A 15,274-nucleotide genomic window follows, 5' to 3' on the forward strand; every position below is an offset into this window, starting at 1 on the left:
GTCACGGGAACAACCAGACAGGAAAGGCGTCGGCCACATCGGGCGCGGCGCGAGCAGGAATCCAGTATGCCGACGCTCCAGGCGTTACATCTCGCCAAACAGTACAAGAAGCGCAAAGTTGTCAGGGACGTCTCCGTCAGTGTATCGAGCGGCCAGGTGGTGGGCCTGCTGGGCCCCAACGGCGCGGGCAAGACCACCTGTTTCTACATGATCGCCGGGCTGGTGCGCGCCGACGCGGGCCAGGTGCTGATCGACGAGGAAGACATCACCCGCCTCTCGATGCATGGCCGCGCGCGCAAGGGCATTGGCTACCTGCCCCAGGAAGCCTCGGTGTTTCGCCGGCTGACGGTACGCGACAACATCCTCGCCATCCTGGAGACCCGCAAGGACCTGGTGCGGGCAGAGCGCCAACAGCGCGCGGATGAACTGCTCAGCGAATTCAATATCACCCACATCGCCGGCAGCCTGGGCATGGCACTTTCCGGGGGCGAGCGGCGCCGCGTGGAAATTGCCCGCGCCCTGGCCACAGACCCGGCCTTCGTACTGCTGGATGAACCCTTTGCCGGGGTGGACCCCATCTCGGTCAATGACATCAAGCAGATTATCCAGCACCTGCGCGACCGCGGCATCGGCGTGCTGATCACCGACCACAACGTACGGGAGACGCTCTCCATCTGCGAGACGGCCTATATCGTCAGCGAGGGTCACATCATCGCTGCGGGTACTCCGGACGAGGTACTCTCCAACCAGCAGGTGCGCGAGGTCTACCTGGGCCACGAATTCACCATCTAGCCAGGCAGCACCCCCGATGGCTGTCCTACCCAAGGCCGTTCGGGGGCAGCCCTGCCACCTCTATCGACGCAACTATTGATACAGCCATCATTTTCGGCATAGTTATTGCTTGTAATCATCCGGACAGAAGGTTAGTCTGCCGCTTATCCGAAATTCGGAAGAATCTTTCGTCCTCGCGGTTCACTACCCGGTATGAAGCAGTCCCTCCAGCTCAAGCTCGGCACCCAGCTGACAATGACCCCGCAGCTGCAGCAGGCTATTCGCCTGCTGCAATTGTCGACGCTCGACCTGCAACAGGAGGTGCAATCCGCGCTGGACAGCAACCCGCTGCTGGAAAGCGATTCCGGCGAGCAGGCTGAGGCCCCCGGCAGTGACTCCGGCACCAACGCAGAGAACGCGGAAGCCAGCCCCAGTGCCGAAACGCCGGACGCCGGCGGCGACAGCGAGTGGAACAACGATATTCCCGCGGACCTGCCCGTCGACACAAACTGGGATGATATCTACAGCGGCGGCAGCTACAGCGGCCCCGCCGACGCCGATGACAACCCGCTGGAACAGCGCAACGCCGCCAGCGAAAGCCTGCAGGATCACCTGCGCTGGCAGCTCAACCTGACCCCACTCTCCCCGCGCGACAAATTCATCGGCGAGATCCTGATCGACGACATCAGTACGCGCGGCTTCCTGCAGACCCCCCTGGAGGAGATCGCCGCTTCCCTCGACATGGAGGAAGACGAGGCGCTCGCCGTACTCAAGACCATCCAGCAGTTTGAGCCGGCCGGCTGCGGGGCCCGCGACCTGCGCGAGTGCCTGCTGCTCCAGCTGCGGCAGCTGCCGGCGGACACGCCGTGGCTGGCCGAGACAGTGTCCGTAGTCGACAGCCACCTCGACCTGCTCGGCAAGCGGGATTTCCGCCAGCTGGGCCGCCGCACGCGACTGAGCGAGGAGCAGTTAGGTGAGGTGGTTCGCCTGATCCGCTCCCTCAACCCCCACCCCGGGGAAGCCTTCGGCGGCGATGAGCCCCAGTACGTGGTGCCAGACGTGATCGTCAGCCGCCGCCAGCAGCGCTGGCAGGTAGAACTCAACCCCGAGACCACCCCCCGCCTGCGAATCAACGCCGGCTACGCCGCCCTCATCCGGCGGGCCGACAACTCGACTGATAACAACTTCCTGCGCGATCACCTGCAGGAGGCAAGGTGGTTCCTCAAGAGCCTCCAGAGCCGCCATGAAACGCTGCTCAGGGTCGCTTCCTGTATCGTCGAGAAACAGCAGGGTTTCTTTGAGCAGGGGGCCGAGGGGATGAAACCGATGGTGCTGGCGGACATCGCCGAGGCGGTCGGCATGCACGAGTCGACCATTTCGCGGGTCACCACCCAGAAGTACATGTTCACCCCCCGGGGGGTCTTCGAGCTGAAGTACTTCTTCTCCAGTCACGTCAGCACCAGCTCTGGCGAGGATGCCTCTTCCACGGCTATCCGCGCCCTGATCCGCAAGCTGATCGATGCCGAGCAGCCCCGCAAGCCACTGTCTGACAACAAGATCACCCAGGAGCTCGCCAACCAGGGTATCAACGTGGCGCGCCGCACCGTGGCCAAATATCGTGAATCCCTGGGCATTCCCTCTTCCAGCGAGCGCAAGCGGCTGGTCTGAGTGGCGCCGGCGCAAGGCCCCATGCGCCCTGCAACGAAATTTTGACCAGGGCAACCCAAGGGGTCACGCGTGTTCGGCCGACACGCAATACCACGCGCCCGGCAACCAATGCCCGGAGTTTGAGTGTATCCTTCCATTCTGGCGCACTTCCTAGTAGGGTTGCCGCCCTGACGGGGGTGCCGCCGGTCCAGGACCGCGCTTTCGATGCACTCGATTAGGAGATTTCCATGCAAGTCAATATCACCGGCCGCCATCTGGATGTGACTTCAGCCCTTCGCGATTACTGTCTCGAAAAACTGGATAAGCTCGCGGGTCACAACAACCTGATCACCACAGGCCAGATCACCCTGTCAGTGGAGCAAAAAGAAGTACAGCGCGCCGAAGCCCTCTTCCACGTCAACGGGAAGGAAATTTTCGCGGACTCGGAAGCTGACGACATGTACGCAGCCATCGATGCCCTCACGGATAAGCTCGATCGCCAGCTCATAAAACACAAAGAGAAGTTGCGAGCCCATCGGTAAGCCATGACATTGGAAGCATTACTCTCGCCCCGCCTGAGCCTCTGTCGCGTGGCGGGAAGCAGCAAGAAGAAGCTGCTGCTGAACATAGCGCAAGCTATCGCAGAGCAATACCCGCACCTCGATGCGGATACCATTTTCAACCAGCTGATCGCCCGGGAGCGCCTGGGCTCAACCGGCATTGGGGAGGGCGTCGCCATTCCCCACTGCCGGCTGCCGGGCTGCCGGCAGGCCATCGGCGTGCTGTGCACCATGGAGCCGGCGATCGACTTTGATGCCGTCGATCGCCAGCCGGTGGACCTGCTGTTCGCACTGCTGGTACCAGAGGACTCGGAGCAGGAGCACCTGGACACCCTGGCGGAAATTGCCGCGCTGTTCAACGACAGCCGGGTAAGAGAAAAACTGCGCCAGGCTGACACCAGCGACGAACTCTACGCCCGCGCGATCAACAGCGCCGCTGCCGCCTAGGTGGCGGCCCGCCCTGCCAGGCGCCCCTCGCGTAGCGAGGCCCGACCGGGCATACACACAGGATTCACAATTTCCCGCTACTGTTGTACCCGGCGACGCAATCGCGGATGATTGGCAGCAGGTATCACTCCGGCATGCCCATCCCCGCACTCCGCCCTGTACCTGCGGTACAGGCCTGAAGGGGCGGACAACCGTATCCCGGCTCAGGTAACGGTTGGGGCGCCCGCGGCACAGGCAGGTGCCGGAATGACCGGCGGCCCCGGGTCAGCCGGTTTTCAAATAAGGAATCCGATCTAGAAACCTATGCGCCTGGTAATCATCAGCGGCCGATCCGGCTCGGGCAAAAGCTCCGCCCTGCAATTGCTGGAAGACGTCGGCTTCAACTGCATCGACAACCTCCCTGCGAGCCTTCTGCCCGAACTGGTGCGACGGGTGCAGGACCAGCCGCGGGTGGAAAATACCCGCCTCGCCCTGGGTATCGACGCCCGCAACCTCTGGCAGGACGTGCAACAGGCCCCGCGCGTAATCAACGAGCTGCGCGAAAGCGGCATCCAGTGCGATGTGATCTACCTCGATGCGCGCTCGCCGGTGCTGGTGCAGCGTTTCAGTGAGACCCGACGCAAACACCCACTCAGTGACAACCGCACCCACCTGCTGGAGGCCCTCAATCGCGAGAAAGAGCTGCTGGCACCACTAGCGGGTATGGCCGACCTGGTCATCGACACCAGCAGCCTCAGCCTGCACCAGCTGCGCGACCAGGTAAAAACGCGCGTGGTCGGACAGGAATCCCCGGGAATGGCAATCCTGTTCCAGTCTTTCGGCTTCAAGCACGGGGTACCGGTGGACGCGGACCTGGTATTCGACCTGCGCTGCCTGCCCAACCCCTACTGGGTGGCTGAACTCCGCCACAAGACGGGCCTGGATCCCGACGTAGTGGAATTCCTGCGCTCCCATGAGGAAACCGCCGAGATGGAACGTGACATCGCCGGCTTCCTCGAGCGCTGGCTGCCGTCCTACCAGAAGAGCAACCGCAGCTACACCTGCGTTGCCATCGGTTGTACCGGTGGTCGCCATCGCTCGGTGTATATGGTTGAACAACTGGCACAGATATTTGCCGGCCAGTTTGAGAATATCCAGGTTCGCCACCGCGAGCAGCAGCCGTAACGCAGCGCCGGAACCGGGATCACCAGCATGCAAAAGTGCCGTATCACCATCGTCAACAAGCTCGGCCTGCACGCCCGCGCCGCGAGCAAGTTCGCGCAGACATCTGCGCGCTTTTCAGCGGATATCCGCGTCCACTGCCAGGGCAAGTGCGTGGACGGCAAAAGCGTAATGGCGCTGATGCTGCTTGCCGCGGGCAAGGGGGTGGAAATCGAGCTGGAGGCCTGTGGCGGCGATGAGGAGGCAGCAGTGGAGGCCATCTCCGCCCTGGTGAGCGATCGCTTCGGTGAGGCGGAGTAAAGCACCGTGCCTTGCCCGCTGGAAGCCCGGCGGCGATCCGAATAGAATCCCTTCCCGTCTGCGCTGTGCCGCGCACTACCGAGTCTTGTCTCCGCAGTAAGGAAATGCCGTGTCCAACCCGCCGCCAGGTGAAATCGAGTTCCGTGCCCAGAACCAGCTGAGTGAATTGTTCGCCGCCCTGGATAGCGGCACCGGCCGGGACGTGCGGCGTATGCTCAGCACCCTGTCCCCACAGAACATCGCCCAGCTGCTGGAGAGCTCGCCGCCGCGCATTCGCAACGTATTGTGGACCCTGCTCGATCCGGAGATCGAGGGGGATGTGCTGCCCGAGCTCTCGTATGAGGTGAAGAGCCAGATCCTGGCCACCATGGATACCGAGGAAATGGTGGCGGCGATGGAGGGCCTCGACGCCGACGACGTGGCCGACATCCTGCAGCAGCTTCCGGAGCGCGTCATGGGCGAGGTCCTCTCGTCCATGAGCGAGGCGGACCGCCTGCGGGTGGAACGGGTACTGGCCTTCGACGAGGAGACGGCCGGCGGCCTGATGGACACGGATACCATTTCCGTGCGCCCCAACCTCACCCTGGATGTGGTCCTGCGCTACCTGCGCCGCCACGAGCAGCTGCCCCCCTCCACCGACAACCTGTTCGTGGTCAACCGCAAGGACCAGTACATCGGCCTGCTGCCCCTGTCCCGGCTCCTCACCACCGATCCCTCCGTCACGGTGCGCGAGGTCATGAACACCGATGTGGAACCGATCCCGGCAGACTTTCCCGATGACGAGGTGGCGCGCCTGTTCGAGAAATACGACTGGATCACCGCGCCGGTGGTGGACGAGAACAACCGGCTGCTGGGGCGGATCACCATCGACGACGTCGTCGACGTGATCCGCGAGGACGCCGACCACTCCCTGATGAGCCTGGCCGGTCTCGACGAGGAAGAAGACACATTTGCCCCCGTGCGCCGCACTGCGCCGCGTCGCGCCGTCTGGCTGGGCATCAACCTGCTTACCGCCCTGCTCGCCTCCTGGGTGATCAACCTGTTCCAGGGCACCATCGACAAGGTGGTGGCACTGGCGGTGCTGATGCCGATCGTCGCCAGCATGGGCGGGGTCGCCGGGAGCCAGACCCTCACGGTAGTGATCCGCGGCATGGCGCTGGGGCAGATCGGCCGGAGTAACCTCAGCTGGCTGCTGACCCGCGAGCTGGGCTCCGCCGTACTCAACGCCATGCTGTGGTCCGTGGCCATGGCAGTAATTGCCGCCTACTGGTTCGATGACACTATTATCGCCGTCATTATCATGGCGGCCATGGTGATCAACCTGGTCACCGCGGCCATCGCCGGTGCCATACTCCCGGTGGCACTGCGGGCGGTCAATATCGACCCGGCCCTGGCCGGCGGCGTTGCCCTGACGACGGTCACTGACGTGGTGGGCTTCATGTCATTCCTCGGCCTCGCCACCTGGTTTTACGCCTGATTCAACGCCCGGGAGCCGCTCTCTTGTCCCGACGGCGGACAGGTGAATTGCATAACAGCTGGAAGAACAGAATGCACGAACACGACGAATTCGATGAGGATCGCCCGAAGAGCAAGACCCGCGTAAAGCAGGAAATGCATGAGCTGCAGGACCTGGGGCGGCAGCTCACCGAAATGGGCAAGGCGCAGCTGGCAGAGGTCCCCCTGGACGACGACCTGCGGGAGGCCATCAATACCCTCCACCGGATCAAGTCCAACGAGGCCCGGCGGCGCCAGATGCAGTACATCGGGAAGCTGATGCGCGGCGCCGACAGCGAAGCCATCGAGGCCGCCCTGGCGCGTTTCCACGAACGGGACCAGCAGCACAGCCGCTTCGACCATATGGCCGAGGACTGGCGCCAGCGCCTGCTGGAGGGCGGCAAGCAGGCCCAGAGCGAGTTTTTCGACCGCTATCCCGGTGCAGACCACCAGCATCTCCGGCAGCTGGTACGGGACTCGCTGCGGGAAATCGAGAAGCAGAAGCCCCCCACCAACCGCCGCAAGCTGTTCCGCTACCTGCGCGACTTCTTCATGCAGGAACTCTAGGGCCGCAGTGCGGCGTAGCTCCAATCCCCAGAACAAAGGGCGAGCCTACCGGTTCGCCCTTTGTTTTGCTGGCAGCGGCAGAGTCGACACTCAGGCCGGCGCCGCCTCCCCCGAGGAAGTCTCGGCCTGCCACTCGAACAGGTTGAGTTCGATAAAGAAGAAGGCCACCAGCCACAGGAAGGCATCCCAGAAATCCAGGAAACTGCCGTTGACGCCCCAGTAGATGGCACACAGCAACAGGGTGAAGTACAGGACGGCCTTGATCACCTGGGAGTAGCGCATGATGGCGTTGGACAATTCGTGGCGCAGCTGCAGCCAGACGTCAAACGCCAGGATCGCAACCACCAGCAGCCAGGCACCGGCATTGATCACATCGGTCCACGCCAGCCACTTGATCCCGTTCCAGGTGGAGACCGTTCCCAGCACCTGCGCGTCGGCCAGGCGGAGCACCTGGTCGTCCGCCAGCGCCGCACAGTTGCCCGCCGTGAGCGGCACGTAATCGTCCTGGCCCAGCACCAGCTGCCAGCCACCGCCGGCGGCCAGGTCGCAGGCCGGCTGGGACAGCGGCAGCAGGTGGGTCAGGGAGGCCATCTCCGCCACATAGCCGTAGAAGGAATAGACGATAAACAGGTAACAGAAGGCGGACACGCCGTTCAGGGCCCACTTCACCCAGCCGCGAATGCGATCATCCGAGAGCACAAAGGTCTCCAGCTCGAACACCAGCAACAGCAAGACCCAGGCCAGGGTGTCGATGGAATCATTGTAAGCCTCGATGATCCGTCCCAGCTGTACCCCATCGGCAAACACCGCGCCGGCCGCGGCGTGATTCTCAATAAAAAAAGCGTACACGTTGTAGGCGAGCAACAGGTAGATGGTGTACTTGAAGACGCGGAACAGGGCGTAGCGGTTGACGGAAGACCCCGCCAGGGTGGCCACCTCGGACATTTGCTGGAACCTCTCTTGATTATTGTTCTCGCACCCGTGCCAGTAGCCCCTGCGTCGCCCGCAGCGAACCAGGGACCGGGCACGACGCACCCGACACAATGTCCCCGCCGGCGCCGGCTCTTTCAGACTGATTGGCTATCGATGCCGCGCGGCTGGAGCGCTGGCTACAATATCGAACAATTATTCGGTTTTTTCAACTGCCGGGACAAAATCCAGGGCCAGGGAGTTCAGGCAGTAGCGCAGCCCGGTCGGCGGGGGGCCGTCCTTGAACACATGGCCGAGGTGCTCACCGCACCTGGACAGCACTTCGGTGCGCTTTATACCCCAGGACCAGTCGTCCTTGAGCACCACATTTTCCGGGTAGGCCACATCCCAGAAGCTTGGCCAGCCGGTGCCGGACTTGTACTGGTGCTCGGTATTGAACACCGGCAGGCGGCAGCCGGCACTCACATAGGTACCCTCGGCCTTATTGTCCACCCATTTGCCGCTGAAGGCGGGTTCCGTTCCCTTTTCCCACAGGATCTCATACTGGGCGGGAGGCAGCAGCTGCTTCCACACTTCGTTGGGGATGGCAGACAGGTTGGTGCCGGCATTGATATTGGCGCGGGCCTCCCGCACCGTCATGTCCGGGTCGGTGTCGCGCTCGTCCCCCGCCTTGGTACAGGCAGGCAGTCCCGCCACCAGTCCCAGAGAGAGAACCAGAATTAAGTATCTGGTCATTTTCTTGGCCTCCAGTCGCCGCTAAAACCTGTTTCTTCACAGGCTTAGACGCTCGCGAACGGGAACCGGTTCACCTCAGATGGCGCTGCTGCCGGCGCCACCGTCCTCTTTCAGCCGGGGCGCCGGGGTGCCGGGACCGGACATCGCCGGTTCGTCATCTTCTTCAGGAAGCGGGGCTTCCGGGGCCGGCTTGCGCTGTTTGCGTGATGGCCGCTGCATGCCCGCAGCGGCGCCCTGGCGCTCGGCACCATCGCCATCGAACAGCTTGTCGAAGCGGATTTCAGGCTCGGACCAGTCACCGCTGATACGGTAGCTGACACTGGCCATCTTGCTCACCTGTTTCTTGAATGCCTTACTGATCAGGTAGACGCCCGCCGCAGCGGGCAGGCCGCCCGCCAGCGCCGCCACCAGCGCCAGGTTGTTGCCCACCGGCAGGGTGGCCACCAGCGTGAGGTTGAGGTCCTCGCGCTTGAAGTTGACCCGGCCGGCCATCTGCAGCTCACTGGTCGGCCCTTCCACCTGGATCGGTACCGCGATCAGCAGGCTGCCATCGCCCTCGAAAAATACCTCGCCGCGCACCCGGTCAAAGGCCATACCGCTCTGGTAGAGGTCAGAGAAATCCAGCCGCAGGCGCCTCGCCCAGGTATCGAAGTTGAACAGCGACAGCAGCCGCAGCAGGGCCGAGCCGGCATTGTCGCTGGCGCGCAGGAAGCGGCCGTCGCGGATATCGATTTTCAGCTCACCGGTGAGCACGTCCGCTGCCACCCGGGCAGGCGAGCCGTCCCACCGCAAGGCGGTGTCAAAACTTGCCGCCTCGCTCTCGATCACCGGCTCCTGCCCCCAGGCCCGCTGTACTGCGGCCAGGTCTCCCGCGCTGAGGCGACCGATAAACTGGGAGGACTCGCTGCCGTCGCTGTCACGCATCCACATCAGCTGGGCGCCCAGGCGATTGTCCCCCTGGCCGCGCCCCTCGACCCGCACACCGCGGGCGGCACCGCGGATATCGCTGATCACCAGGCGCTCTACGGATGGGCGCACGTTGAAAGACCAGCGGCCGAAGTCCTCGTCACCCACATAGAGCTTGTCGGTACTGAAGTTCAGCTGCGGCAGGTCAGCGAAGTCGAATCCGGCCCAGGGATCCTGAACCGGGGGCGACTGCGCGGGGGACGACTCCACTCCCGTTTCGTCCTCCTCAGCCTTCTCGCTGGCGGGCAAGCGCAGGTGCGAGAGCTCCAGCTGCAGCGGGGTTTCCGCATTCAGCACGCCACTCAGGTGGCCGGCAGCGGTCTCACTGTCAAAGTCCAGCTCCCAGTCGGATCCCAGCCCGCGGCCACGCACGTGGATATGGTCGATTTCCGTCTTGCCGAGTATCAGCAGATCGGTACTGAGATCCAGCATCACGGGAAGCGGCCCCTGGGTAGCCGCGGATACACCGTTTTCTGCACTTGCCTGTCCGGAAGTGCCGGCGCCGGAGGCAAGCCCTTCAGCGGCGAAGGCATCGGCGGGGTTCGTCGGCGCCGTCTCGTAAATCTGCAGCAGCCTGCGCCAGTGCGGGAAATCCACCTGGGATACGTCGCCGCTGATTGCAAGCCCGCGCTCCCGGGGCAGCGTCGGCTCCGCATTCAGCGCGATGGCGGCACGCTCCAGGGTATCGCCGACCTTCCAGAAGCGTCCCGCCAGGTGTTCCCCGTACTGCAGGTTGTAAAGGCTCCCCTGCTCACCGATGGGCACCCGCAAGACAAAATCTGTACTTTCTTCCGCGGCCTTTCCCAGTGGCGCAGGCAGGTTGACCGCAACTCCGGCCAGGTCGGAGGTCACTTCCACCACCGCCCGGTAGGGCATGTCCTTGCTGCGGGCAGGAATCGTGACCAGCGTGCGGTGACCGAACTCCCCGTCCAGCCAGGCCAGTTCAGGCCGCCCGGTCCACTCACGCAGGGCCTGGGTTGTGCTGCGCCCCCGCACCACAACCTGCGTATCGCGCTGCTCGCCAGTCCCCTCGTGGCGAATGGTGGCCGTCAGCGGCCGCCCCCAGAGGCTGCCGCTCAGGGCCGTGCCCTCCAGCCCCTCCTCGCTGTCATAGTGCACCTTGCCAGACAGGGACTGTATCGCCAGCCTGGTATCCGCCATATGGAGGTCGCCATCCACCAGCGCCAGGTCGACATTCTGGTGCGGCTCGACGTCAGCGCCAGCGAGCGGCTGTGACAGGGTGAGGTTGCCGCTCAGGCTCCCCTTCAGGCGCCAGTCGTCAAAGCCGTCGCCGAGCTGCTCGCGCAGGGGCGTCTCCCGCAACAACCGCAGCGCATCGCCGGCAGGACCCGCGAGGCTGGCACGTACTTCCAGCAATGCACCCTGCCCCGCCCGGTTCGGGGAGACCTCCACTTCGAGATCGCGCGCCGCGATATCCCAGAGCCTGGCACGGTGCGCATTCACCACAACATGAGAGTCATTGAGCACCAGTCGGGCATCCACGCCACTCGCCTCGGGCCAGCCAGGCAGGTAGTCGAGGCGCGCCCCGGTGAGCTCGGCGGAGAGCTGCACGGTCTGCCGTTCGGGGCGCTCGCCCAGTGCCAGCAGGGCGGGGTCCTCTCCGTCGCCATAGGCGTATCCCCGGTAGAGAAAACCGGCGCGGGTCACCCGCCCCGGGTTGTCCTCGCCGATGGCACTGCCGAGCCAGTCCCGCAGGTTGTCGCTGACGGTGTAAGGCACCAGTGTGGCCTGCGCCGCGGCCGGGGACTCCCGCAGGCCCAGAGCCAGGGTGAGTTCGGCCGCACGGGAGAATGGCACGAACGGAAGCTCCAGCAGGAACTGCCCGCGAACCGCGCCCATCTCGCCCTCCAGCTGCAGGGCGCCTGAGTTGACCTGCACCGAGTTGTTTTCCCTGTCCACGTGCCACGCCACCGTGCCCCGGGCACGCTCGAGCCTGAAAGGCTCCTGATAGAGTTTCGGGAAGTGAATACTGAAATCGCCGTCGCCGCCCAGCTGTAGTTCGCCGGCGCTACCATGCATCTGCAGAAATCCGTCCAGCCCCTCCACCGCCGGTGCACCCAGGTGAGCGGCAGCGCGGACATTGCGCAGGTTGGCCCGCAGCGACACTGTGCCGCCGCCGTCACGACCGAACCGCAGGTTTTCCAGCGCACCCTGTGGCTGGAGGGCTCCCAGCCATTCATCCGCCTTTTCCGGCAGCAACTGCAGACGTGTCAGGATCTGGCTCCAGGCACGTAGTTCCACGCGATCGAGGGACAGCTCTACACCCGCATCGTCGCCACCGCTGGCCTGGATATTCAGGGCCGGCATGGCGACCTCGCGCCAGTCGAGCTCGATATCCTGCAGCGCCAGCCGCCACTGCCCTCCCGGCAACCAGTGACCGGAGATGTCCCCCCCAAGGGATCGCAGTGGCGCCAGGGCCCGGAGCTCTTCTTCCCCGGCTTCCGGCTCCCGCGCGGCCACTTCGATGGCAGCCGCATCACCTGCAGCAGGCTCTTCGCCGGCTGCCGTTGCGGGCTGCGCTTCCTGTACGGATGCAGCCGGCTCTGGCTTTGCCGCCTCAAGTCGGGCCAGGTCCAGGCGGCCCCGCAGGCTGTAACCATGGTCAGTGTCGCTGCGCAGCCACAGATTGCCACGTGCCAGCTTTTTGCCCTGCCAGTGGTAACGCTCCGGCAGCGGCGTCAGCTGCTGCAGTAGCGCCACGGTATCCTCGTTCACCTGCAGCTCGTTCAGCTGGATATAGCCCTTGAGGGAAAACTGTTCCCGGTCCCGCGGGTCGCCGCGACCCTCCAGGATCAGGCGCAGGGTCTCGATGCCCGTGCCGGGGATCGCTGGCGCCCCGGCGCCGGCATCGGCGATAAAGGCACGGGCGCTGAGGCGATGGAAGCCGCCGCCGTTTTCCAGCAGTATCTGCGGCAGCTTGACCTGCGCCTGCTGCCCGCTGGCAAGGCGCAGCGTGATACTGGCATTCCTTACCTCGACCTTGGGTCCCAGCTGGAAGATCCGCGCCGGGTCGCCGAGCCGCTCGCCGGCGGACGCTACCTCATCCCCACCCGCAGGAGGCGTATAGGGGAACCCCTCCACGTGCCAGTTACCGCGGCCGACCCGGTTGAGCTGCGCGGCAAAGTCATGGACCTGCAGGTTTTTCCACACCAGTTCCCGGTTCCACAGGCTGGCCAGGAGGTCCAGGTGGAAGAGGCCATAGCCCATGCGCACCTCGCCTTTCTCGCCGAGGCGCAGCCCGTCCAGCTGCAGTGCCACCTCGAGCGCTTCCCAGCGCAGGGAAATGCGATCCATGGCCACCGGGGCGCCGAGGCGCTCGGACAGCAGCGCACTGATCTGCGGCCGGTAGCGCTCCACATGGGGAGACAGCATGCGACCGGTCTGCACCAGAATGGCCAGCAGGATCACCAGGATAACTGTCAGCAGCCAGAACTTTCGCGCCAGCCAGCGCACCACCCCCATCATCGACAGCCCCCCGCCGGCGCGCCCTGGGGCGCGGCACCGGTCATAGCCAGGGCACGGGGGAAAGCGTCAGACCAGAACAATGTCGTACTGCTCCTGGTTATAGATGGGCTCCACCTGGAACTGGATCGGGCGGTCGATAAATTCTTCCAGGTCCGCGACGTTGGCCGACTCCTCGTCGAGCAGCAGGTCGATCACTACCTGGCTCGCCAGTACCATGATCTTTTCACTGTCGTAGGCCCGCGCCTCGCGGATGATCTCGCGGAAAATCTCGTATACCACCGTCTCGGCGCTTTTCAGGGTGCCGCGGCCCTCGCACACCGGGCACGGCTCGCACAGGATTTGCCCCAGGGATTCGCGCGTGCGCTTGCGCGTCATCTCCACCAGGCCCAGCTCGGATACCCCGGTTATGCTGGTCTTGGCGTGGTCGCGCTCCATCGACTTCTCCAGGGTGCGCAGTACCTGGCGCTGGTGCTCGGCATCTTTCATATCGATGAAATCGATGATGATGATACCGCCCAGGTTGCGCAGGCGCAGCTGGCGGGCGATGGTGGTGGCGGCCTCCAGGTTGGTCTTGAAGATGGTCTCTTCCAGGTTGCGATGGCCAACGAAAGCACCCGTGTTGACGTCAATGGTGCTCATCGCCTCGGTCTGCTCCACAATCAGGTAGCCACCGGATTTCAGGGTCACCTTGTTCTGCAGCGCCTTCCTTATTTCCTCCTCGACGCCGTAAAGATCGAAGAGCGGGCGCTCGCCGGGGTAGTGCTCCAGCCGCCCGGCGATTTCCGGCGCGTACTTGCCGGCAAACTCCGCTGCGCGGCCGTGGGCCTCGCGGGAGTCGATGCGAATCTTTTCGGTATGGGGACGGGCCAGGTCGCGCAGGGCACGCATGGACAGCGGCAGGTCCTCGTAGATCACCGACGGCAGCGGCCGCGAGCGGATGCGCTGCTCCAGCTCCGACCACAGCTTGTACAGGAAGGGAATATCCCGCAGCAGCTCGTCCTCGCTGACGCCTTCGGCCACTGTTCTCAGGATGAAGCCGCCATCCCCGGACTGGCCCTCTTCGGCCAGCTTGGCCGCGGCCTGCCCGACCAGCTCACGCAGGCGCTCGCGCTCGCCCTCGTCCTCGATCCGGTTGGAAATCCCGATATGCCGCGTCTGCGGCATATACACCAGGTAGCGCGCGGACACGCTCAGGTGGGTGGTCAGGCGGGCACCCTTGCTGCTGATGGGATCCTTGACCACCTGCACCACCAGCGACTGCCCCTCGCGCACCAGTGCGCGGATATCCGCCACCTCGGCCTCGCGCGCCTCCATGCCCTCCTCATCCAGGGGGGCGATGTCGGATGCGTGGATAAAGCCGGCCCGTTCCAGCCCGATATCGACGAACGCTGCCTGCATGCCCGGCAGCACCCGCACCACCTTGCCCTTGTAGATATTGCCGACAATGCCACGCCGGGCGCTGCGCTCCAGGTAGACTTCCTGCAGCACGCCGTTTTCCACCAGGGCCACCCGGGTCTCGGTGGGCGCGACGTTGATCAGCAGTTCCTCGCTCAAGATCCCTCCCAACCCTGCCAGTAGCCAATACCCGCCTCCTCGAGTAGCGGCACCAGGGCTTCCAGTGGCAATCCCACCACGTTGCTGTAACTGCCGCTGATGTCCTCGACCAGCGCCGCCCCCAGTCCCTGGATACCGTAACCGCCCGCCTTGTCGGCGGGCTCGCCGGTCCGCCAGTAGCTCTCGACCAGGGCATCGCTGAGACGCCGGAAACGCACCCGCGTTTCCACCAGGCGGCTCAGGCGGCGCTCGCCACTACACAGGCAGATGGCCGTGAGCACAGAATGCTCTGAGCCCGAAAGAGCGATCATCATGCGGTGAAAATCGGCGAAATCACGGGGTTTCTCCAGGACACTGTCCTGCACCATTACCACGGTATCCGCGCCCAGCGACCAGGCGGCCGGGTTCGCGCCGCCGGCGACAAGGCCAGCCGCAGCCTTGTCGCAGGCCAGGCGCAGCACGTAGTCGCGGGGCGCCTCGCCGGCAGCCATGACTTCCGGGACCGAGGTTGCCACCTGGGTATGGGGCACACCGATCTGCGCCAGCAGCTGCGCGCGGCGCGGGGAGCCTGAGGCAAGTATCAGTCTGCTGTGGGCATCGGTATCTGGCACGGTAATGCTTGTTGTTGGTGAATCAGCCGCTGATTATAGCGGTAT

Annotated in this window: 13 protein-coding genes; 8 read left to right on the forward strand and 5 right to left on the reverse strand. The window is 64.4% G+C overall.

Features of this window, described 5'->3' with window-relative positions:
- The first annotated feature begins 66 nt into the window (after positions 1–66).
- The 8 genes from lptB (at position 67) to yjgA (ending at position 6,947) form a co-directional block, all read left to right on the forward strand.
- Positions 67–792, forward strand: coding sequence for an LPS export ABC transporter ATP-binding protein (gene lptB, locus BLT26_RS02665; protein ID WP_091507802.1), 726 nt, complete (start codon positions 67–69; stop codon positions 790–792).
- Between the two features lie 192 nt (positions 793–984).
- Positions 985–2,439, forward strand: a complete 1,455-nt coding sequence (locus tag BLT26_RS02670) for an RNA polymerase factor sigma-54 (RefSeq protein ID WP_091507805.1) — start codon at positions 985–987, stop codon at positions 2,437–2,439.
- Positions 2,440–2,666: 227 nt separating this feature from the next.
- Positions 2,667–2,960 (forward strand): ribosome hibernation-promoting factor, HPF/YfiA family, encoded by a 294-nt coding sequence (hpf, locus tag BLT26_RS02675; protein ID WP_091507809.1) that lies wholly within the window; start codon positions 2,667–2,669, stop codon positions 2,958–2,960.
- 3 nt (positions 2,961–2,963) lie between these two features.
- Positions 2,964–3,425 carry a PTS IIA-like nitrogen regulatory protein PtsN gene (gene ptsN / locus BLT26_RS02680; protein WP_091507814.1) on the forward strand — a complete coding sequence of 154 codons (462 nt, stop codon included), beginning with the start codon at positions 2,964–2,966 and terminating at the stop codon, positions 3,423–3,425.
- A gap of 303 nt (positions 3,426–3,728) precedes the next feature.
- Positions 3,729–4,589: an RNase adapter RapZ gene (rapZ, locus tag BLT26_RS02685; RefSeq protein ID WP_091507818.1), complete on the forward strand. Its 861-nt coding sequence runs from the start codon at positions 3,729–3,731 to the stop codon at positions 4,587–4,589.
- Positions 4,590–4,616: 27 nt separating this feature from the next.
- Entirely contained in the window at positions 4,617–4,886 is a 270-nt protein-coding gene (locus tag BLT26_RS02690; protein ID WP_091507821.1) for an HPr family phosphocarrier protein, read from the forward strand.
- 109 nt (positions 4,887–4,995) lie between these two features.
- A complete protein-coding gene (mgtE, locus tag BLT26_RS02695; protein ID WP_091507825.1) occupies positions 4,996–6,363 on the forward strand; it encodes a magnesium transporter in 1,368 nt (455 codons plus the stop codon).
- A gap of 71 nt (positions 6,364–6,434) precedes the next feature.
- Complete coding sequence (yjgA, locus tag BLT26_RS02700; RefSeq protein ID WP_091507828.1) at positions 6,435–6,947, forward strand: ribosome biogenesis factor YjgA; 513 nt, start codon at positions 6,435–6,437, stop codon at positions 6,945–6,947.
- Positions 6,948–7,037: 90 nt separating this feature from the next.
- Here yjgA and BLT26_RS02705 read toward each other — a convergent pair whose 3' ends face one another.
- The 5 genes from BLT26_RS02705 to BLT26_RS02725 form a co-directional block, all read right to left on the reverse strand.
- Positions 7,038–7,892, reverse strand: a complete 855-nt coding sequence (locus BLT26_RS02705) for a hypothetical protein (protein WP_091507832.1) — start codon at positions 7,890–7,892, stop codon at positions 7,038–7,040.
- 180 nt (positions 7,893–8,072) lie between these two features.
- On the reverse strand, positions 8,073–8,612 hold the full coding sequence (gene msrB, locus BLT26_RS02710; RefSeq protein ID WP_091507835.1) for a peptide-methionine (R)-S-oxide reductase MsrB: 540 nt from the start codon (positions 8,610–8,612) through the stop codon (positions 8,073–8,075).
- A gap of 75 nt (positions 8,613–8,687) precedes the next feature.
- A complete protein-coding gene (locus tag BLT26_RS02715) occupies positions 8,688–13,064 on the reverse strand; it encodes a YhdP family phospholipid transporter (RefSeq protein ID WP_245720558.1) in 4,377 nt (1,458 codons plus the stop codon).
- Positions 13,065–13,130: 66 nt separating this feature from the next.
- Positions 13,131–14,618 carry a ribonuclease G gene (gene rng / locus BLT26_RS02720; protein WP_091507838.1) on the reverse strand — a complete coding sequence of 496 codons (1,488 nt, stop codon included), beginning with the start codon at positions 14,616–14,618 and terminating at the stop codon, positions 13,131–13,133.
- Positions 14,615–15,229, reverse strand: coding sequence for a Maf family protein (locus BLT26_RS02725; RefSeq protein WP_091507841.1), 615 nt, complete (start codon positions 15,227–15,229; stop codon positions 14,615–14,617). Before BLT26_RS02725 ends, rng begins: the two co-directional genes overlap by 4 nt.
- Between the last annotated feature and the right edge of the window lie 45 nt (positions 15,230–15,274).

Source organism: Microbulbifer yueqingensis, assembly GCF_900100355.1.
GTDB classification, from domain to species: domain Bacteria; phylum Pseudomonadota; class Gammaproteobacteria; order Pseudomonadales; family Cellvibrionaceae; genus Microbulbifer; species Microbulbifer yueqingensis.

Bases quoted from the DNA above. Each gene is read 5' to 3' on its own strand.
- lptB (WP_091507802.1), top strand. From the start codon at position 67: ATGCCGACGCTCCAGGCGTTACATCTCGCCAAACAGTACAAGAAGCGC.
- BLT26_RS02670 (WP_091507805.1), top strand. From the start codon at position 985: ATGAAGCAGTCCCTCCAGCTCAAGCTCGGCACCCAGCTGACAATGACC.
- hpf (WP_091507809.1), top strand. From the start codon at position 2,667: ATGCAAGTCAATATCACCGGCCGCCATCTGGATGTGACTTCAGCCCTT.
- ptsN (WP_091507814.1), top strand. From the start codon at position 2,964: ATGACATTGGAAGCATTACTCTCGCCCCGCCTGAGCCTCTGTCGCGTG.
- rapZ (WP_091507818.1), top strand. From the start codon at position 3,729: ATGCGCCTGGTAATCATCAGCGGCCGATCCGGCTCGGGCAAAAGCTCC.
- BLT26_RS02690 (WP_091507821.1), top strand. From the start codon at position 4,617: ATGCAAAAGTGCCGTATCACCATCGTCAACAAGCTCGGCCTGCACGCC.
- yjgA (WP_091507828.1), top strand. From the start codon at position 6,435: ATGCACGAACACGACGAATTCGATGAGGATCGCCCGAAGAGCAAGACC.
- BLT26_RS02705 (WP_091507832.1), bottom strand. From the start codon at position 7,892: ATGTCCGAGGTGGCCACCCTGGCGGGGTCTTCCGTCAACCGCTACGCC.
- msrB (WP_091507835.1), bottom strand. From the start codon at position 8,612: ATGACCAGATACTTAATTCTGGTTCTCTCTCTGGGACTGGTGGCGGGA.
- BLT26_RS02715 (WP_245720558.1), bottom strand. From the start codon at position 13,064: ATGATGGGGGTGGTGCGCTGGCTGGCGCGAAAGTTCTGGCTGCTGACA.